Source organism: Phaeovulum sp. (assembly GCF_030684035.1).
Classification (GTDB): Bacteria; Pseudomonadota; Alphaproteobacteria; order Rhodobacterales; family Rhodobacteraceae; genus UBA6213.
The window spans coordinates 16583-36419 of sequence record NZ_JAUXPI010000055.1 but is presented as its reverse complement, the minus strand read 5'-3'; the positions used below and the strand labels follow the sequence as shown (position 1 = coordinate 36419).

Below are 19837 nucleotides of genomic sequence, written 5' to 3'. Positions count from 1 at the left end.
TGACACGGCGCTGACCCGCGCCAGCCTGTTTGTCGATGCCCGCGCCACCACCATCGCCCATATCGGCGAGTTGAAAGACCCGATCGCGCGCGGCGTCATTACCCCGGCAAGCATCCGCGCCGATTTCTACGACCTCGCTTCAGGTGGTTTTGCCCGCTCCAACGCTGACGAGATCACCCTGTGCAAGAACGGCGGCGGCGCGCATCTTGATCTCATCTGCGCGCAATACATCCTTGCGGCGTGGCGGAAGCGCTAGGATTTCTTCTTTGCGAAAACCCCCGGCCTTCTCAGGCGGCCCGAAGCTCCATCACCCGTTCGCGGATCGGCAAGTGCACGATTGCGGAAAACGCGCCCACGCCAACGCCGATCCACCAGACCGTGGTGTAGCTGCCATAGATGTCATAAAGCTTGCCGCCCAGCCAGACCCCGAGGAACGATCCGATCTGGTGCGAAAGGAACACGAAGCCGTAAAGCGTGCCCATGTAGCGCAGCCCGTAGATATGCGCCACCAGCCCAGAAGTCAGCGGCACCGTGGCGAGCCAGAGCGCGCCCATGGAAAGCGAGAAGAGCACCACCGTCGCGGGCGTGATCGGGGTCAGGATGAAGGCGGCGGCGATCAGCGTGCGCGCCGCGTAGATGCCTGCCAGCAGGTATTTCTTGGTGTAGCGCTTGCCAAGCCACCCCGCCATGATCGAGCCGCCGATATTGGCGATGCCGATCAGCGAAATTGCCCAGGCACCAAGCGCCGACGTTGTCGAAACCCCGAGACTCGCGATCATTCCCGAGGGGTCGATGGTGCCGCACATTTCGGTGACGAAGGCCGGAAAATGCGCGGTGATGAAAGCCAGCTGATAGCCGCAGGAGAAAAACCCGAGGAAGATCAGCGTATAGGAGGGGTCGCGGAAAGCCCGCCTGAGCACATGTCCAAGGCTTTCTTCCAGCTCCGCCCGGCTGGCGCGGACGGGCGCGCGCAACATCGGCAGCGCGAAAAGCGCAAGCAAGATCACCGCGGCAAAGATCAGGAACACCTGTTGCCAGGGCATCACGGCCAAAAGCGCCTCGGCCACCGGCGCACCGAAAACCTGACCTGCCGACCCGGCAGCGGTGGCAATGCCGAGCGCGAGGCTGCGGTTGGCATCCGATGTGGCACGGCCGACGACGGCGAGGATCACCCCAAAGCCGGTGCCGGCAATGCCGAAGCCGACAAGGATTTCCAGCAGCTGATGCTGCAAGGGCGTGACTGCCCAGGCCGACAGCACCAGCCCGGCCGCGTAGAGAAGCGCCCCCGCGACAATCGCGCGGCGGTCGCCGAAGCGCTCCGCCAGCGCCCCGAACAGCGGCTGCCCGATGCCCCATGCAAGGTTCTGAATGGCGATCGCAAGCGAGAACTCGGCACGCGGCCAGCCGAATTCGGTGGCAATCGGTATCTGGAACACGCCAAAGCTGGCGCGAATGGCAAAGCCGAGCATCAAGATGATGCAGCCACCGATCAGCACGGGGGTTATCAGGCGGGCTTGGGGCATCATCGATTCCGGTCAGGCAGGGGCGCAGATTTGCAGGCGGCGATCGGGGCGTCAAATGATGAATTGTGCTGGCAACAATTTCGCGCGGCACCGGGGCTCTGCCCCGGACCCCGGGATATTTCGACCGAAGCAGGCGCTCAGCGCAGGCTTGCCGCTATCGCCTTGGCTGCGTGGCGGGCGGTGGCGAGGCAACCGGTGATCAGGTAACCCCCGGTGGGGGCCTCCCAATCCAGCATCTCGCCCGCCGCCCAGGTGCCCGGCAGGGCGCGAAGCTCCAGCCCCTCGGTCAGGCTGGCGGCGGTGATGCCGCCAGCGGAAGAGATGGCCTCGGCAATCGGGCGCAGACCATCATGGCGCACGGGCAGGGTCTTGAGCAACCGCGCGAGGCGGTCGGGGGCGGTGGGCAGCGGGCGACCCCATTCCTGCACCAGCGCCAGTTTGGCGGCGTCGAGGTGCAGCACCTTGCGCAGCCAGTTGCTCACCGTGTCGCTGCCGCGCGGGCGGGCGAGGCGGCCTGCAACTTCGGCAAGGCTGCGGCCGGGGGCAAGATCGAGCGTGAGGGCCTCGCCCGCGCGGAGTAGGGGGGTGAGCGCGTAGATGCCGCCGCCTTCGATGCCGCGCGCGCCCAGCACCACCTCGCCACGGCTGACCCGGCCACCCGCGCGGAGCGCCACACCCTTGATCGGCGCGCCGAAATGCGCCGCCATGTGCGGCGACCAGCTTACGCTCACGGCGGCGTTGGCGGGTTGGAACGGGGCAATCTCGACCCCCCTCTCCCGCAGCAATGGCACCCAGGCGGCATCGGAGCCAAGCCTTGGCCAGCTGGCACCGCCAAGCGCAAGGAGGGTGGCGGCGGGTGCCAGAAGTTGCGTGCCCTCGGGGGTGTCGAACCGCAGCGCGTCACCCTGCCAGCCGGTCCAGCGCCAGCGCTGATTGCGCCGCACGCCAAGTGCGGCGAGGCGTGCGAGCCAGGCGCGCAGCAGCGGCGAGCCTTTCATCTCGACCGGGAACACGCGTCCGGTGGAGCCGGTGAAAATCTCGATCCCCAGCCCGCGCGCCCAGCCCATCGCCTCGGCGGGGCCGAAAGCCGCGAGCATGGGGGCAAGCCATGGCGCGCTGTAATTGGCAACGAAACGGGCGGCCGGTTCGTTGCGGGTAAAGTTCAGCCCGCTCTTGCCCGCCAGCAAAAGCTTGCGCGCCGGGCTTGGCATCGCATCGCAGACCGTCACCCGGTGCCCTGCCCCGGCCAGCACTTCGGCGGCCATCAGCCCTGCGGGGCCAGCGCCGATCACTACGACATCGCTCATTTCAGACCACCCTTGTTTTCACCACACGGTGGGGGAACGGGATCTCGATCGCCGCCGCCTTGAGCGCGTTCCAGACCGCGTAGAGCACCTGGCTTGCGTATTTGTTGCGCCCGTCGTCGATGCCGTTCACCCAGTATTCAACCGCGAAATCCACCCCCGATTCGCCAAAGCCGCGCAGTTCGACATCGGGGCCTTCGGGTGCCGCGAGAACGAAGGGCAGGGCTGCTACGGCGGGTGCGATGATGCCCGGGACAAGGTTGATGTCGGTATCATAGGAGACCGAAAACGCCACCTCGTAGCGGTTGGCGCTGCCCTGGTCGGAGTAATTCACCACCCGCGTGGTCACGAAATGCTCGTTTGGCACGACGATCCAGCGACCGTCGAAGGTTTCCAGAATGCAGGCGCGGGCGGTCATGCGAACGATCGTGCCCTTTTCGCCGCCATCAAGTTCGACGTAGTCGCCGACCGTGGTCTGGCCCTCGATCAGCAGGATGATCCCCGAAACGAAGTTGGCCGCGATCTGTTGCAGGCCAAGGCCGATACCGACGCCAAGCGCACCTCCAAGCACGGCGATTGCAGTCAGGTCGATGCCCATGATCGACATGAGAAGCAGGAAGGCGGCACCAAAAATGGCCAGTTCGGTGGCCTTCATGGCCAGTTCACGGGTGGCGGGGCGCAGCGCCCCCTGGGCCTTGATATAGCCGGTGCTTTGCCGGTTCGACCACGCACCGAGCCAGAACAGCAGACTGCCCGCAATCGCGCCGCGCGCCAGTGCCATGACCGAAAAGCGGATGTTGCCAAGCTCGACCGTCAGGCTTTCGAGCCAGACCGCGATGGTTGGCAGCAACCCCAGCGCATAGACCGCCATCACCGGGATCAGCACATAGCGGCCGAGCAGGCGCAAGAACGGGTCGCGCAGCATGTCGCGCACGAAGATGCGGGCGGCGAGCAGCAGGAATACCCGCTTGCCGAAAGCGATCACCGCGCCGGAGCCGAATACCTGCCGGGTGAAGGCCTCGCCGACTGCGGTAAAGCCATAGGCCAGAAGCGGCAGCAGCGGCAGGAAGCGCAGCACGAAGCGCCGGGATGTGGCGATTGCCCCGGTGGCACCGGGTTTCGGGCCTATCATGCGGGCGAGTTGCGGGGCCAACCGCTTGGCCGCGAGCCGCGCCAGCAACCAGGACGCCACCAGCAGCGTGAATTGCGACCATGCGGCGGGGCTTGTCAGCCAGCTTGCGGCAAGCTCCCAGGCTTCGTTCAATGCGGCAATCGCCTTGGTCACGAATGCGGGTTGGCCTTGCATCGGTGCCTCTCGGGGTGGCGTCAGATGCTCTGGTGCCTCAGCCGACGCGACAAGGCAAGAGCAAGCCCTGCGGTGCTTAGCCCTTTGCCAATCTTGCCAGCCGGATCAGCGTGCGCTCGATCACCGCCATAGCGGGCGCGCGCTGCGACGAGCGCAGCGACAGGTCGGTTTCCACCAGCTGCCGAAGCGCCTCCTCCAGCCGCGCGGTCGGCCATGCCTGCGCCTGCCGCAGCATCCTGTCGCGCCGCGGGCCCTGAACCGGCGGGCGGGCGCGGGCGAGGCCTGCCGCCGGGCCGCCGGGGTCTGCCTTGGCCGCATAAAGGGTGCGAAAATGCCGCGCCGCAGCGATGGCGAGCGACACCGGCAGCACCGCTTGCCCGGCGATGCGCTGCATCATCGGCGCAAAATCGGCAACCCTGCCTTCGGCGACCACATGCAAGAGGTCGTCAACCTCGGCCTCGATCGTGGCGGGTGTACAGGCTGCCACGTCATCGCAGGATAGCGGTGATACATCGCCATGTTTGTAAAGCGATATCTTCTCGATCGTCTGGCGAAAATCGCCAGGGTCGAGCGCCTGCGCCAGTGCCACCAGGTCTGCCATCGCCTCGCGGCCGATATTGCGAAGCCCCGCCTTTGCCAGCGACTGCGCGATTTCCTCGCTGCTTGGCGGGTCATCGTAAATGCCGATGCAGGCGATGCCGGGGTGGTCTTCGAAGAGCTTGCGCAGGCTTGAGCGGGGGGCGAGCACGGCGGCGGTTACCACCAGCGTTGCATCGCCCTTGCGCCAGTCGGCAAGTGCTGCTTGCACCAATGGCGTGGCGGTATCGGTTGCGGCTTCAAGAAGCACCGCCCGCGGGCCGGGAAAGAAGCCCTGCGCGCGCAAAGCATCGGCAAGCGCCGCCGGGTCTTTGCGCAGGTCTGCGGCGTCGATTCGGGTCAGGCGCATTTCCCGCTCACCCTCGGCACCGATCATGAGCGCGATCAGGTCCTGGCGTTTCAGCGCCACCCGCATGGCGTCACCGCCATAAAGCAGCACCCCCGGCAGGTCGGGCGCGGGGTGGGCCAGAAAGCGCGCGGCGGCAGCGCCGGTCAGCTTCATTGCGGCAGGCTGGCGGCGGCCGCCAGCAGCCGCGTCACGATCTGGTCGGCAAGGATTCGCATCAGCCGCAGGTGCGCGTCGTCTTCGGCGGCGCGGGTGGCAACACTGGTGCCGCTGGCCGACCAGGAGGTGAAGCCTTCGACCGCGCTTGCCAGAACCTCGGCACCGCTGCCGATGGCAATCAGCCGAAACGCGGCGGTGCCATGCAGCGAGAACCGGGTGGTGGCGTTATCGGGCGTTATCGCCTGCCCCGAGGCGGCGGTGGCAATGGTGTAGGCAAGCCGGTAACGCGGCGCATCTGGCGGCCCCAGCCGTTCGGCAAGCCGCCGGGTCAGGGCGAAATCGTCGCGCGTTGCGGGGGCATCGGGCGCGACCGCGCCCAGCAACACCCCGGCCCCGCCGTCTGGCGCGAAGGCAGGTGTGAAGCCGCAGCCCGCAAGGGCGGCAAGCGCGACAATCAGGCTTCGGCGATCAGTAAACCACATTGACGATGCGCCCCGGCACCACGATCAGCTTTTTCGGTGCCTGCCCGGCAAGCACGCGTGCCACAGTCTCCTCTGCCAGCACCAGTTTTTCAACCTCGGAGGTGGGCATATCTTTCGCCACGGTGATTTCGGCGCGCCGCTTGCCGTTGATCTGGATCGGCAGGGTAACGGTATCTTCGATCAGCAAGGCGGGGTCTGCCTTGGGCCATGGCGCTGTGGCCACAAGACCCGCGCCGCCCTGATTGGCCCAGATTTCCTCGGCCAGATGCGGCACCATCGGCGACATAAGTTGTGCCATCGTGCGCATTGCGTTGCGCATTGCGCCAGCGCTCGCCTGCGCCTTCGACAGCGTGTTGGTAAACTCGTAAATCTTCGCGATCGCCTTGTTGAAGGCAAAAGACTCAATGCTTTGCGTGACATCATGCACGGCGCGGTGCGACGCGCGCGCCAGTGCCTCATCGCCCTCGCCGGGCGGGTCGGCGGGCATTTCGCCGATCCGGTCGCAGAGCAGCCAGACCCGGTTGAGAAACTTGTAGGCGGCCTCGGCCCCGGCAGCGGTCCATTCCACATCGCGCTCGGGGGGCGAATCGGAGAGGATGAACCAGCGCGCGGTATCGGCACCGAATCGCTCGATGATATTGACCGGATCGACCACGTTCTTTTTTGATTTCGACATCTTCAGTGAGGGCAGAACATCGAGCTTAGAGCCTTCGAACTTCCGGAAGGCAACGCCGACCTCATTCTTCTCTATATCGTCGGGAGAGTAGTAAACGCGCCGCACATGAAGCGATCCGTCTTGGTTCACACCGGTGATTTCATCCTGAAAATAGGCTTCATGCGTCACCATGCCCTGCGTGAAAAGCGCATTGAACGGCTCTATCGCCTTGGCGGGCAGATGCCCGGTCTTGTGCATCGCGCGGGCGAAGAAGCGGGAATAGAGCAGATGCAGAATCGCATGCTCGATGCCGCCGATATATTGATCGACGTTCATCCAGTACTCGGCCTCGGCCAGATCGGTGGGCGTTGCCGCATGCGGCGCGGTGAAGCGGGCGTAATACCACGACGAATCGACAAACGTGTCCATCGTGTCGGTCTCGCGCCGCGCCGCGCCGCCGCAATTCGGGCAGGCGCAGTTCCGCCAGGTCGGGTGACGGTCCAAAGGATTGCCGGGCTGGTCGAATGAAACATCATCGGGCAGCCGCACCGGCAGGTTGGCCTTCGCCTCGGGCACCACGCCGCAGGCGGCGCAATGCACCACCGGAATCGGACAGCCCCAATAGCGTTGCCGCGAAATGCCCCAGTCGCGCAGCCGGTAGTTGGTAACGCCGCGGCCGATGCCACGCGCCTCGCAATGGGCAATCGCGCTGGCAACGCCCGCTTCGCCGGTTTGCACCGCCTCGCCCGCAAACCCGCGCACATAGCGCACGCGCTCGGATTTCATCGGCACATAGGCCTCGGCCAGCGGCGCATCGGCGGTGCCTTCGGCAACAAACACCGCAGGGATCGCCAGCCCATACTTCGTCGCAAATTCAAAGTCGCGCGCGTCATGCGCGGGGCAGCCGAAAATCGCGCCGGTGCCGTAATCCATCAGGATGAAATTGGCGATGTAAACCGACAATTCCCAAGCCGGATCAAGCGGATGGCGCACCCTTATGCCGGTATCCAGCCCGCGCTTCTCGGCCTTTTCCAGTGCCTCCTCCGAGGTGCCGACGCGGCGGCATTCGGCAACGAAGGCCGCCACCGCAGGGTCGTGCGCCTCCAGTGCCCGCGCCAGCGGGTGGTCGGGGCTGATCGCGGCGAAGCTCGCGCCCATCAGGGTGTCGGGGCGGGTGGTGTAAACCTCCAGCCGCCCGAAACCCTCGGGCGCGCCCACCGTTTCAAACGCAAATTGCAAACCGCGGCTCTGGCCGATCCAGTTTGCCTGCATCACGCGCACCTTTTCGGGCCAGTCCTTCAGCCCATCCAGCGCCGCCAGCAATTCCTCGGAATAGTCGCTGATCTTGAAGAACCACTGCGTCAACTCGCGCCGTTCGACCAAAGCACCAGACCGCCAGCCGCGGCCCTCGATCACCTGCTCGTTGGCCAGCACGGTCATATCGACCGGGTCCCAGTTCACCACCGCGGCCTTGCGATAGACCAGCCCCGCCGCCATCATGTCGATGAACATCGCCTGCTGCTGGCCGTAATATTCCGGGTCGCAGGTGGCAAACTCGCGGCTCCAGTCGATGCTCAGGCCCAAGGGCTTCATCTGTGCCTTCATGTCGGCGATGTTGCCATAGGTCCAGGTCTTGGGGTGGCCGCCGCGCTCCATCGCGGCGTTTTCGGCGGGCATGCCGAAGGCATCCCAGCCCATCGGGTGCAGCACCGAATAGCCCTGCGCGATCTTGTAGCGCGCCACCACGTCGCCCATCGTGTAGTTGCGCACATGCCCCATGTGAATGCGCCCCGAGGGGTAGGGGAACATCTCGAGCACATAGTACTTCGGCCTTGCCGCATCGTGGCGCGCCCGAAAAACCCCGGCGTCGGCCCAGGCCTGTTGCCATTTCGCTTCGCTCTGGCCGGGTTCGTAGCGCGACATTTCTGGCCCCTTCACCACATCTGCCGCGCGTGGTTACACCGCCTGCCCCGCCAAGGTCCAGCGCATCAACGCTTTTCGCGCCTGCTTCAGGTCAAATATCCTCCGCGAAGCGGGCGCAGCTGCCGCTCAGAGCCGCGAATCGGCAATGCGCAATTGCCGGGCGCGGGTCAGGATCGCGTCTTCCACCGCATGCACGGTATCGGATGAAACCGCGGCACCACCCGAACCCTGCAACGAGACCTTGAGGCTGCGCGCATCAAGCGCCGGGTCGGTCACATAAATCGTGGCGCGGTAGCTGCGGCCACCGCCGGGCGGCGTGCCATAGCCGGTAACGATGATGCCCGAGAACGGGTCAACCGACTGGATCGGCAGGAAATTGAGCACCTCAAGCGAGGCCTGCCAGAGATACTTGTTGACCTCGACGGTTATGTTGGGGTCGTCGGCGTTCTTGAACAGATCCCAGATCGTGCCGCCGCTGCGGTCTATGTCGTTGCGCATCTTCGGGCCGGTATCGGGCACCGGTGCGGCACCGCCGCGGCCAAACAGGTTGCCGCTGCCGATGCCGTTGCCGCAGGCGGCAAGCGAGGCGGCAACGCCCGCCAGCAGGGTTGCGCGCAGAATGCGTTTCATGGTCATCGGAACGGTCCCCGTTTCGCCTTTTCGTTGTCTAGCCCAAGGGCCCAAGCGCGACAAGGATTTTCCCGGCAAAGGCGGCCGGGGGAAATCCGCCGGTGCGGAAAGACTGTGGCAAGACTGCACCATGATTGCGGCTTAACCCGCCCGCCAGTTTGTCGCAGTTGCTTTGCACGGCGGCTGGGGCGAAAAAGCGCCATCCCCAGGTCGGAGTCCCCTGAGCTGGGTTGGCACCTTAGATATACGAGGGAAACGATGAAAAAACTTCTTATTGCCACGACGGCTCTGGTTCTCGTCGCTGGCGCGGCGACCGCCGAAGTGAAAATGACCGGCGACGCCCGCTTCGGCCTGTCGTACAACTCGGCCAACGCGGTCAATGACTTCACCGCCGAATATCGCGTTCGCGCGAAATTCAACATGTCGGGCAAGACCGATGGTGGCCTCGGCTTCGGTGCCAGCTTCATCCTGACCGGTTCGAGCAACACCACCACCTCCGACGCCACCGGTTCGTCGATGGTCTGGGTTTCGGGTTCCTGGGGCCAAGTCAGCGTCGGTGAAGGCGTTGACACCGGTTCCGACTCGGTCGGTCTCGGCATCGCCGACGTCGGCTACAAAGGTATCGGCGTTGATGACCTCGCCGAAGGCCTCTATGCCGAAAGCGCCGCCAACATCAACTACACCGGCACCTTCGGTGCGGTGACCGTTGGCGTGTCGTACAACCTGCCGGTTGCTGGCGGCACCGCTGCCGACCAAGACTGGTCGATCGGCGTCGGCTACAAGGGCGACGGCTTCAAGGTTGCTCTGGGCTACGACTCGGCGGAATTCGGCACCAACACGCTGACCATCGGTGGCGGCGTCACCATGGGCGCGATCTCGGCGAACGTGATCTACTCGATGCCCGATGCTGGCGCTGATGCCTACGGCGTTGACTTCGGCTACAAGCTGAACTCGGCCACCGCGCTGACCGTTGCCTATGCCACCGACGGTACCGACACCGCATTTGGCGTGGGCGTTGCCTACACCATGGGCGGCGGTGCCAAGCTCGTCGCCGGTATCGGCGAAGTTGCTGGCGACACCAAAGCCGAAGTCGGCATGACCTTCTCGTTCTGATCTCAGGATCGGACGGAGCGGAAAGAGCGGGCGCAAGCCCGCTCTTTTCATTTTCAAGGGGGGCGGCATGGGTTTGGCAGGGATCACGGCGCGGCTCAGGGCCGCCGAGGCGCGGGCGGGGCGGGCGGCTGGGTCGGTTACGCTGATCGCAGTGTCAAAGCTGCAACCGCCCGCGCGCATCGAGGCGGTGCTGCGCCAGGGCCAGCGGGTGTTCGGCGAGAATTATGTGCAAGAGGCGGCGGCCAAATGGCCCGCCTGGCGTGCCGCCTTCGCCGGGGTGAAGCTGCACCTGATCGGCCCCCTGCAAGGCAACAAGGCAAAGGTGGCGGTGGAGCTGTTTGACGCGATCCATTCGCTTGACCGCCCCAGCCTTGCCGAGCGGCTGGCCCGTCTTGCGCAGGCGCGCGGGGCCTGCCCCGAGCTTTTCGTGCAGGTCAACACCGGGCGTGAGCCGCAAAAGGCCGGGGTGCTGCCCGCTGACCTCGACCGATTCGTGGCCGACTGCCGCGCGCTTGGCCTGCCGCTTTCGGGCCTCATGTGCATTCCGCCCGAGGCGGAGGACGCCACCCCGCATTTTGCCGCGCTGGCCGCAATGGCCGCCCGCAACGGGCTTGGCGGCCTTTCCATGGGGATGAGCAGCGATTTCGAGGCGGCAGTGGCAGCGGGTGCCACCCATGTGCGCGTCGGCTCTGCCATCTTCGGCCCGCGCGCCTAACCGCTTACATCAAATGCCCCGATTTGGCGGCCTTGGTGGCAAGATAAGCGGCGTTGTGGCGGGTGTGGCCGACCTTGAGCGGCACCCGCGCCGCCACGGTAATGCCATTTGCCGCCAGCATCCGCACCTTTGCCGGGTTGTTGGTCAAAAGCCGCACCGAGGTGAAGCCAAGGCCTTTCAGCAGCGCCGCGCCAAGGCGAAAGTCGCGCTCGTCATCCTCAAAACCCAGGCGGTGGTTGGCCTCGACAGTGTCAAAGCCCTGATCTTGCAAGGAATAGGCGCGCATCTTGTTGGCAAGCCCGATGCCGCGCCCTTCCTGATTGAGGTAAAGCAGCACGCCCGCGCCTTCAGCGGCCATGGCGGCAAGCGCCGCAGCAAGCTGGCTGCCGCAATCGCATTTGAGACTGCCCAGCACATCGCCGGTAAAACAGGCCGAATGCAGCCGCACCAGCACCGGCGTATCGCGGGCGGGGGTGCCGATCTCGATGGCATAATGCTCCTCGCCGCCATCGTCGGGGCGAAAGACATGCAGCCGCCCGGCCTCGGCGGCCGCCATTGGCAGCCGCGCCGCGGCGATGGGGCGCAGGGTGGCGGCCGCGGCCATCGAGGTCTGCGCCTCGGCGGCGTCGAGTTGGGTCAGCCCCGCGGGTGGCGCGCCATCCAGTGCCACCAGCAGCGCGGCGGGCAGAAGCCGCGCCGATTTCGCCAGCGCCAACGCGGTTCGGTGCAGATCGGCTGGGCCTTCGCGCAGGGTTCTGAGCGGGCCTTTCATCGGCACCCGAAGATCATCCGCCGGGTCGGCCAGCGCTTGCAGCCAGCCAAGATTGGCGTGCTCTGGCACCGCCACGCGCGCCAGATCGCCATCGTAGGCGCGGGCCTTCAGCGTTTCGGCGCGCCGTGCGGTCAAGGCCAGCGTCAACGGCCCCAAGGCGGCAAGTGCTGCAAGCCGCGTCGGGGTCAGCGTTTCGACCGCAGCGGCGAGCGCCGCCCCGGCAGTACCCTGCAGCACCACCGGAAGGCCCATGCGCAGGTCGGCGCGGGCGCGGTTCAGCCGCTCGACGGCGGTGGGGCAGAGGGGCTGGGCGGCGCTATCCATGCGCCAGAGATAGCGCCCCGCGACATGAATTGAAACATATCCCGGTCACACGACACGTCCGCGTGAGAAAGATTTCAACTGCCTTGCGGGCCTGCGCTAACGGGCGCAGCTATGGGGCAACGATGGAGGGTGACATGGCCGGGCCGAAAAAAATCCTGTTGGTGGACGACGATACAGACCTGCGCGAGGCACTGGCCGAGCAATTGCTGGCTACCGAAGAGTTTGACGTGTTCGAGGCGGGCACCGGGGCCGAGGCAATTGAAAAGGCACGCGGCGCGCTCTTTGACCTCGTGGTGCTTGATGTCGGCCTGCCTGATACCGACGGGCGCGAGCTTTGCAAGCGGCTGCGCAAGCAGGGGGTCAAATGCCCGGTGGTGATGCTGACCGGGCACGATACCGATGCCGACACCATCCTTGGGCTTGATAGCGGCGCGAATGACTACATCGCCAAGCCGTTCAAGTTTCCGGTGCTGCTGGCGCGGTTGCGGGCGCAGTTGCGCACCCATGAGCAAAGCGAAGATGCGATTTTCCAGCTTGGCCCCTACACCTTCAAGCCCGCGATGAAGATGCTGATCGACGCCAAGCAGAAGAAGATCCGGCTGACCGAGAAGGAAACCAACATCCTCAAGTTTCTCTATCGCGCGGGCGAAACGGTGGTGGCGCGTGACGTGCTGTTGCACGATGTCTGGGGCTACAATGCGGGCGTCACCACGCATACGCTGGAAACCCACATTTACCGGCTGCGGCAGAAGATCGAGCCCGACCCTTCGAACGCGCGGCTTCTGGTGACGGAATCGGGCGGCTACAAGCTCAATCCTTAGGCAGCAGCGTCGCTGGCATCTGGCAGAAAACCACGTGATTCGGCCTGATTAGCTGCCCATGGCTGATGCGCGGCGGCAACAGTGGCGGCTTTGTGCGCCGCGTCCGCTTTTGCGCTGGCGGCAGGCTGGAAGGTATGAAAACTTCAGCTCTGGCGTGGGAGACGCCCTACAGGAGAATTGAATGAACATGTTCTGCCGCACGACTGCGGTTATTGCCGCGCTTGGTTTTTTCGCAACGCCGGTTCTTGCCGAAGACCTGGTTTTCACGCTCAACAACTTTTCATCGCTTGGTCTGGTCGAGTTCTACACATCGCCCGCCGAGACCAACGACTGGGAAGAAGATATTCTGGGTGAAAACACCTTGGCCCCCGGCATGAGCGGCGAGGTGCTGATTGCCGATGGCCGCACCCAGTGCACCTATGATCTGCTGTTCGTGATGAGCGACGGGCAGGAGCTGGAAGACACCGTCAACATGTGCGAATTGGCCAGCTACACGCTGCAATAGTCGCGGGCGGCGAGATCGGGCGGGCGTGGCGATGCCGCGCCCGCTTTTTGCTGGCCGCGCGTGATCCGCGCAGGCTAAAAGGGGCGGAACGCCAAGGAGCCGCCATGACCCTGACCATCGCCACCTGGAACATCAACTCGGTTCGCCTGCGCGAAGGGCTGGTCGCGCGGCTGTTGCGCGACGAGGCACCTGATGTGCTGTGCTTGCAGGAATGCAAAAGCCCGGTCGAAAACATTCCGATGCAGGAATTTCGCGCACTTGGCTACGGCCATATCGTGGCGCGCGGGCAAAAGGGTTACAACGGTGTAGCGATCATTTCACGGTTGCCGATCATGGATGCGGGCGGCGAGGACTTTGCGCAGCTTGGCCATGCCCGGCATGTTGCGGCACGGCTGGAAAATGGTGTCACCATCCACAACCTCTATGTGCCTGCCGGGGGCGATATTCCCGACCGGGCGGAAAACGACAAATTCGGGCAGAAGCTCGATTTTCTGACCGAGTTGCGCGACCGGTTCCACTGGCAGCGGCCTGACCGCGCGATCCTTGTGGGCGACCTCAACATTGCCCCGCGCGAGGATGATGTCTGGAACCACAAGGCACTGTTGAAAATCGTCAGCCACACGCCGATCGAGGTCGAGCATCTTGAGGCGGCGCGCGAAGCTGGCAGCTGGGTCGATGTGACACGGCAGGACATTCCCGCGGGGCCGCTTTTCAGCTGGTGGTCGTACCGATCGCCGGAATGGGACACGGCCGACAAGGGGCGCAGGCTCGACCATATCTGGGCAACGCCAGACATCGCCCCCGCCGCGCATGGCAGCCGCATTCTGCGCGCCGCGCGTGGCTGGGACCAGCCCTCGGACCACGCGCCGGTGTTTGCGACGTTTGATCTCTGACGTCACCCGATCTGGAAACCAATTCCTGCGCTGCCCCTTGGCGAAGCCGCGCCTCGCGCGCATATAGGAACCAACGCAATTTCAAGGGGGCAGGGATGCTCGGGAACGCAGTAAAAAGCGACTATGTGGCCGATGTGAGCGAGGCCAATTTCATTGCCGAGGTGGTTGACAAAAGCCGCGAGGTGCCGGTGATCGTCGATTTCTGGGCTCCTTGGTGCGGGCCGTGCAAAACGCTTGGGCCGGCGCTTGAAGCGGCGGTGACCGCGTCCAAGGGCAAGGTGCGCATGGTCAAGGTCAACGTCGATCAGAACCAGGCGATTGCCGGGCAGATGCGGGTGCAATCGATCCCGACGGTCTATGCCTTCTGGCAGGGCCAGCCGGTCGATGGCTTTCAGGGCGCAATCTCCGGTTCGGAGGTGAAGAAATTCGTCGAAAAGGTCGCGGCACTGGCTGGCGACGGGGGCCTTGCGGAAGCGCTGGAGGCGGCCGAGGCGATGCTGGCAGAGGGCGCGGTGGTTGATGCCGCCGAAACCTTCGCGGCGATTCTGGGCGAGGACCCGGCAAATGCCGCGGCTTATGGCGGCTTGGTGCGTGCGCATGTGGCGGCGGGCAACCTTGATCAGGCCGAGGCGTTTCTGGCAGGGGTGCCCACGGCAATGGCTACCGCAGCCCCGATCGAGGCGGCACGCGCGCAACTGGCGCTGGCACGGCAGGCGGCGGATGCGGGCCCGGTGGCCGATCTTCTGGCCGCCACCCTGGCCGACCCGCAGGACCACCAGGCACGGTTTGATCTGGCTGCGGCGCTGCATGCCGAGGGCAAGGTCGAGGCCGCAGTCGAGGAGTTGCTGGAGCTCTTTAGGCGTGACCGTGAATGGAATGGCGGGGCTGCAAAGGCGCAGCTCCTGACCATTTTCGGCGCGCTCAAGCCAACCGACCCGATTGTGCAAAAGGGGCGGCGCAAGCTTTCGTCAATGATCTTTCTCTAAGTCACCGCGAAGCGGACGGAGGCCAGATGCTCATCAAAACCGGCGATCTGCCCGAAACGCTGCCGCTCTTTCCCTTGCCGGGCGCGCTGTTGTTGCCGCGCGCGCGGCTGCCCGTGCAGATTTTCGAGCCGCGGTTTTTGCAGATGCTGGAGGATTGCCTCAAGACGCGCCACCGGCTGATCGGCATGGTCCAGCCGCGCGGTGGGCAACTGGCAGGGCAGCTCAACTCCGTCGGCTGCGCCGGACGGTTGACCGCGTTCACCGAAACCGATGACGGGCGCTACATGATCACGCTTACCGGCATCAGCCGGTTTCGGATTCTGCGCGAACTGACTGGCTTTACACCCTACCGCCGAGCGGAAATCGACTGGGCCGAATATGCCGCCGACCTGCGCAAACCCGAACCCGATGAAAGTTTTGCGCGTGCGCCATTCCTGGTTCTGCTGCGGCGATTTTTTGCAGCGGCCGGGCTTTCGACCGATTGGGAGACGATGAAGGATGCTGAGGACGAACTGCTGATCGATTCGCTGGCCATGCTGTTGCCGCTGTCACCCGAAGACAAACAGGCGCTGCTCGAGGCACCGACCCTGCGCGTTCGCCGCGAAACGCTGGAAACACTGATCGAATTCGCGTTGCGCAGCGGCGGTGGCGATGACGAGGTGCTGCAATGACCGCTGAAAAACCTCTGCATGATCGCCATATGCTTGAAGCACTGGTCTGCCCGCTCACCCACGCGGTGCTGCGCTATGATGCCGAGGCGCAGGAACTGATCTCGCTTCCGGCGGGGCTTGCCTATCCGATCCGGGGCGGTGTGCCGATTCTCCTTCCCGACGAGGCGCGGCGGCTGGATTAAAGCTGCTGGCCTGCAAGCAGTCGCGGCGGATTGGCGCTTAGCCCGGCAGCCTGGCGCATGAAGGCACGGCGCAGGAATGGGGCCGATTGCACCAGCCCCAGCCCGAGGTCGCGCCCCGCCCGCAGCAGCGGGTTATCATTTGAAAACAGTTTGTTGACCGCATCCATGCTGAGCGCGAGCAGGGTCGCGTCAACCCGCCGCCAACCCTGATATCGATCGAGCACATCCGCTGCGCCAATGTCTTCGCCGCGCCGCGCCGCCTCGACAAGCACTTCGGCCAGCACCGCCACATCGCGCAACCCGAGGTTCAGCCCCTGGCCCGCGATCGGGTGCACCCCATGCGCCGCATCGCCCACCAGCGCCACGCGGGGCGCGACATAGGCATTGGCGAGGGTGAGGTTGAGCGGGTAGGAAAAGCGCGGCCCGGCTAGCGCGATCGGCCCCAGATGGTCACCGAGCCGGGTCCGCAACAGCGCCAGAAAATCGGCGTCGGCAAGTGATGCGAGGGTGCGGGCATTCGCATCGGTCTCGCTCCAGACGATCGAGCTGCGGTTTCCGGGCAGTGGCAGAATTGCCAGCGGCCCGGTTGGCAGGAACACCTGTTGCGCGACGCCATTGTGCGGGCGTTCGTGGTCAAGCGCGCAGACCAGCGCAGTCTGACCATAGCCCCAGCCGGTGCGCCTGATCCCGGCGCGCTCTGCCACTTCGGAGCGGCGACCATCGGCCCCGACGAGAACCCGCGCGGTCAGGCCGCGGCCATCGGAAAGCGTCACCGATACACCCGCGGACCCCGGTTCCTGCGCGATGACCGAGGTTGCGGGAATGAAGCTGATGCGCGCGCTGGCGGCCATGGCGTCGGCAAGGGCAACGGCGAGAAAGCGGTCCTCAAGCATGTAGCCGACCGGGCCGCCTTCCAGCTCTGCCGCGTCAAAGCGCAAACCGAAGGGTGCGGACCGTTCGCCCGCGCGGCCATCCGCGGCATGCACATGCCAGATGGGCTGTGCCTTGGCGGAAACCGCTGGCCAGACCCCCACCGCCGCCAGCAGCCGTTGCGAGGCAATCGCAAGCGCATAGGCGCGGCCATCGAACCCCGCAGCCGCGCGGGCGCGCGGGGCCTGCGCGTCAACCACGCTCACCCGCAGCCCGGCACCGGCCAGCGCCAGCGCCAGCGCCGGTCCGTTCAGGCCGCCGCCCGCAATGACCACATCGGAATCATGTTTCATCGGCCCACTATGGCGCGACCATGCGGGATTGTCCAAGGCCGGTGGCGAGGCTAGCTTGCTGCCAGAACTGGAGGGGGCAGCATGGATTGGCAGCAGGCGACAGCGGCGGAGCAGGGCAGGGCGATTGCGGCGGGCAAGGCTTGCCCGGTGGAGCTTGCCGAGGCCTATCTGGAAGCCGCAAGCGCACATCCTGAAGGCAACCGCATCTACGCCCGTCTCACGCCAGACCGCGCGCGGGCCGAGGCGATGGCGGCGCGTAGCCGCGCCAAGGCTGGCCTTGGGCGCGGGCCGCTGGATGGGGTTTCGGTGTCCTGGAAGGATCTTTACGACAGCGCAGGCGTGGCCACCGAGGCTGGAAGCAGGCTTCTGGCGGGGCGGGTGCCGGTGGCTGATGCCGAGGTGCTGCGGCGGGCAACGTTGCAAGGCCTCGTCTGCCTTGGCAAGACGCACATGACCGAGCTTGCGTTTTCCGGCCTTGGGGTGAACCCCTCTACCGCCACGCCACCCAATGTGCACGACCCGAGGCTGGCCCCGGGCGGGTCTTCCTCGGGTGCGGCAGTGTCGGTGGCAATGCGGCTTGCAGCGGCGGCGGTGGGGTCTGACACCGGCGGATCGGTGCGCATACCTGCGGCGTGGAACGACCTTGTTGGCCTCAAGACCACGCATGGGCGGCTGCCGCTGGCGGGCGTTGTTCCGCTCTGCGCGCGGTTCGATACGGTCGGGCCGCTTGCCCGCAGTGTCGAGGATTGCGCGCTGATGCTGGCGGCGCTGGAGGGGGCGCGCGCGCCCGATCTGCGCGATGCGGGGCTAACCGGCATGCGGCTTCTGGTGCTTGAGGGTCTGCCTTTCGAGGATGCGCGTACCGAGCCGGTCCGGGGGTTCGAGGCGGCAGTGGAACGGCTTGCTGCGGCTGGTGCGCGGGTGGAACGGCGCGCGCTGCCCATGGTCGATGCCGCAATGGCGCTTTCGGGCGTGCTCTTTGCGCCCGAGGCCTATGGGCTCTGGAAAGACGTGATCGAGGCCAACCCGAAGGCCATGTATCCGATCATACTGGAACGGTTCCGAACCGGGGCGCAGGTGCTTGCCGCAGACTACGTTGCCGCCTGGGCCGAACTTGACCGGCTGCGGGGCGACTACCTTGCGGCGACTGCGGGATTTGACGCGGTGTTGGTGCCAACCGCGCCGATCCTGCCGCCTGACGCCAAACGGTTATTGTCTGATCCGGCTTATTTCGCCTCGGAAAACCTGCTGGCGCTGCGCAATACCCGCATCGGCAACATCTTTGGCCTTTGCGTGCTCACCCTGCCCACCGGTCTGCCCGCAACCGGAATATCGCTGATGGCCGCGCCCGGGGCGGAAGAGCGGCTGTTGCGGCTGGGCATCGCCGCCGAAGCCGCTTTGGGCTGAAATGCCACAAACCCTGCCGCAACCGCCCGGAAAGCCGCGCTTTTTCTGGACGTGATGCCCGCGCACGGCTAAGTTTGGCGCGAACGGGGCGCGACGACCCCGGCGTGAGAGGCAGATATGGCGTTTCCCGAGCGGTTCTCGAGCCTGCCCGAGTATGCGTTTCCGCGGTTGCGGAAGCTGTTGGACAAGCATGCGCCGGGCGGATCGCCAATATCCATGACCATTGGTGAACCGCGCCACGCCATGCCCGAATTTCTGGCTGAAACACTGGCCGCGCATATCGATGAATTTTCGGTCTATCCACCCAATGACGGCTCACCCGAACTTCTGGCGGCAATCTCTGCCTGGATCGGGCGGCGGTATCGCGCCGATGTGGGGCCAGAGCGGATCATGGCGCTGAACGGCACGCGCGAGGGGTTGTTCAACGCCGCGCTGGCGCTTTGCCCCGAAACCAAGCGCGGCAAGCGCCCGGTCGTGCTGATGCCGAACCCCTTCTATCAGGTCTATGCGATGGCGGCGCTGGCGCTTGGTGCCGAACCGGTCTATGTGCCCGCAACCGAGGCCACGGGCTTTCTGCCCGACTACGCAGGCCTGCCGCGCGAGGTGCTTGACCGGGTGGCTTTGGCCTATCTTTGCTCGCCCGCGAACCCGCAGGGCGTGGTCGCCTCGCGCGCCTACCTGACCGATCTCATGGCGCTGGCGGAAAAGCATGATTTCACGCTTCTTTCCGACGAATGCTATTCCGAGCTTTGGCGCGATGCGCCGCCGGTTGGGGCGCTCGAAGTGGTGGCCGAAACCGGTGCCGACCCGGAGCGCGTGGTGGCCTTCAACTCGCTTTCCAAACGCTCGAACATGCCGGGCCTGCGCTCGGGGTTTTGCGCCGGAGGCGTGCAGAGCATCGCCCGCATTCGCCAGTTGCGCGCCTATGCTGGCGCACCGCTGCCCTTGCCGCTGCAACGGGTGGCCGAAAAGGCGTGGAGCGATGAGGCGCATGTGGAAGCGAACCGCCTGCAATACGTCGAAAAATACCACATTGCCGACCGCGTGTTCGCGGGCGTCAACGGCTATCGCACCCCAGAGGGCGGCTTTTTCCTGTGGCTTCCAGTTGCCGATGGCGAGGCGGCGGCGCTGAAAGCCTGGGTCGAAACCGGCGTGCGGGTGCTTCCGGGCGCGTATCTGGCGCGCGATGTTGCGGGGCAAAACCCCGGTAAAGAATATCTTCGGGTCGCTCTGGTGGCACCGCGGGATGAAACAGAGCGCGGGCTGCAACTGCTGCGCCAATGCCTTTATGCGTGAGGTA

The 19837-nt window shown here is 65.4% G+C and carries 19 protein-coding genes and 1 pseudogene; 11 read left to right on the top strand and 9 right to left on the bottom strand.

Annotation, left to right across the window (positions count from 1 at the left end; translation table 11 throughout):
• Positions 1-256, top strand: a pseudogene (locus tag Q8J98_RS12625) (ornithine cyclodeaminase); the annotation flags it as partial.
• A 31-nt stretch (positions 257-287) separates the two neighbouring features.
• On the opposite strand, the gene Q8J98_RS12620 reads toward Q8J98_RS12625, so the two are convergent.
• The 7 genes from Q8J98_RS12620 to Q8J98_RS12590 form a co-directional block, all read right to left on the bottom strand.
• Positions 288-1526 carry an MFS transporter gene (locus Q8J98_RS12620; protein WP_370868087.1) on the bottom strand — a complete coding sequence of 413 codons (1239 nt, stop codon included), beginning with the start codon at positions 1524-1526 and terminating at the stop codon, positions 288-290.
• A gap of 134 nt (positions 1527-1660) precedes the next feature.
• Positions 1661-2830, bottom strand: coding sequence for a TIGR03862 family flavoprotein (locus Q8J98_RS12615; protein ID WP_305294668.1), 1170 nt, complete (start codon positions 2828-2830; stop codon positions 1661-1663).
• A gap of 1 nt (position 2831) precedes the next feature.
• A complete protein-coding gene (locus Q8J98_RS12610) occupies positions 2832-4133 on the bottom strand; it encodes a mechanosensitive ion channel family protein (protein WP_305294666.1) in 1302 nt (433 codons plus the stop codon).
• A gap of 76 nt (positions 4134-4209) precedes the next feature.
• A complete protein-coding gene (gene holA / locus Q8J98_RS12605) occupies positions 4210-5232 on the bottom strand; it encodes a DNA polymerase III subunit delta (protein ID WP_305294665.1) in 1023 nt (340 codons plus the stop codon).
• Positions 5229-5717: an LPS assembly lipoprotein LptE gene (gene lptE, locus Q8J98_RS12600; RefSeq protein WP_305294664.1), complete on the bottom strand. Its 489-nt coding sequence runs from the start codon at positions 5715-5717 to the stop codon at positions 5229-5231. Before lptE ends, holA begins: the two co-directional genes overlap by 4 nt.
• Positions 5704-8295, bottom strand: a complete 2592-nt coding sequence (leuS, locus tag Q8J98_RS12595) for a leucine--tRNA ligase (RefSeq protein ID WP_305294663.1) — start codon at positions 8293-8295, stop codon at positions 5704-5706. Before leuS ends, lptE begins: the two co-directional genes overlap by 14 nt.
• A 126-nt stretch (positions 8296-8421) precedes the next feature.
• Complete coding sequence (locus Q8J98_RS12590; RefSeq protein ID WP_305184437.1) at positions 8422-8931, bottom strand: DUF3576 domain-containing protein; 510 nt, start codon at positions 8929-8931, stop codon at positions 8422-8424.
• Between the two features lie 252 nt (positions 8932-9183).
• On the opposite strand from Q8J98_RS12590, the gene Q8J98_RS12585 reads away from it, so the two are divergent.
• Positions 9184-10038 (top strand): porin, encoded by an 855-nt coding sequence (locus Q8J98_RS12585; protein ID WP_305294662.1) that lies wholly within the window; start codon positions 9184-9186, stop codon positions 10036-10038.
• A gap of 67 nt (positions 10039-10105) precedes the next feature.
• Positions 10106-10753, top strand: a complete 648-nt coding sequence (locus Q8J98_RS12580) for a YggS family pyridoxal phosphate-dependent enzyme (protein ID WP_305294661.1) — start codon at positions 10106-10108, stop codon at positions 10751-10753.
• A gap of 4 nt (positions 10754-10757) precedes the next feature.
• On the opposite strand, the gene ribA is transcribed toward Q8J98_RS12580, so the two are convergent.
• A complete protein-coding gene (gene ribA / locus Q8J98_RS12575) occupies positions 10758-11849 on the bottom strand; it encodes a GTP cyclohydrolase II (RefSeq protein WP_305294660.1) in 1092 nt (363 codons plus the stop codon).
• 134 nt (positions 11850-11983) lie between these two features.
• Here ribA and Q8J98_RS12570 point away from each other — a divergent pair, with 134 nt between their 5' ends.
• From Q8J98_RS12570 to Q8J98_RS12545, 6 genes are all read left to right on the top strand, one after another.
• Positions 11984-12670 (top strand): response regulator transcription factor, encoded by a 687-nt coding sequence (locus Q8J98_RS12570; RefSeq protein ID WP_305184441.1) that lies wholly within the window; start codon positions 11984-11986, stop codon positions 12668-12670.
• Positions 12671-12851: 181 nt separating this feature from the next.
• A complete protein-coding gene (locus Q8J98_RS12565; protein WP_305294658.1) occupies positions 12852-13175 on the top strand; it encodes a hypothetical protein in 324 nt (107 codons plus the stop codon).
• Positions 13176-13279: 104 nt separating this feature from the next.
• Positions 13280-14068: an exodeoxyribonuclease III gene (locus Q8J98_RS12560; protein WP_305294657.1), complete on the top strand. Its 789-nt coding sequence runs from the start codon at positions 13280-13282 to the stop codon at positions 14066-14068.
• Positions 14069-14163: 95 nt separating this feature from the next.
• Positions 14164-15054, top strand: coding sequence for a thioredoxin (gene trxA, locus Q8J98_RS12555; protein ID WP_305184444.1), 891 nt, complete (start codon positions 14164-14166; stop codon positions 15052-15054).
• A gap of 26 nt (positions 15055-15080) precedes the next feature.
• On the top strand, positions 15081-15725 hold the full coding sequence (locus Q8J98_RS12550; protein WP_305294656.1) for an LON peptidase substrate-binding domain-containing protein: 645 nt from the start codon (positions 15081-15083) through the stop codon (positions 15723-15725).
• A complete protein-coding gene (locus Q8J98_RS12545) occupies positions 15722-15907 on the top strand; it encodes a Trm112 family protein (protein WP_305184446.1) in 186 nt (61 codons plus the stop codon). Before Q8J98_RS12550 ends, Q8J98_RS12545 begins: the two co-directional genes overlap by 4 nt.
• On the opposite strand, the gene Q8J98_RS12540 is transcribed toward Q8J98_RS12545, so the two are convergent.
• A complete protein-coding gene (locus Q8J98_RS12540) occupies positions 15904-17130 on the bottom strand; it encodes an FAD-dependent monooxygenase (RefSeq protein WP_305294655.1) in 1227 nt (408 codons plus the stop codon). The genes Q8J98_RS12545 and Q8J98_RS12540 overlap by 4 nt on opposite strands.
• 81 nt (positions 17131-17211) lie before the next feature.
• On the opposite strand from Q8J98_RS12540, the gene Q8J98_RS12535 reads away from it, so the two are divergent.
• Together Q8J98_RS12535 and Q8J98_RS12530 are read left to right on the top strand one after the other, a co-directional pair.
• Complete coding sequence (locus Q8J98_RS12535; protein ID WP_305294654.1) at positions 17212-18537, top strand: amidase; 1326 nt, start codon at positions 17212-17214, stop codon at positions 18535-18537.
• 117 nt (positions 18538-18654) lie between these two features.
• Positions 18655-19833, top strand: a complete 1179-nt coding sequence (locus Q8J98_RS12530; protein ID WP_305294653.1) for an aminotransferase class I/II-fold pyridoxal phosphate-dependent enzyme — start codon at positions 18655-18657, stop codon at positions 19831-19833.
• The last annotated feature ends 4 nt before the right edge of the window (positions 19834-19837 follow it).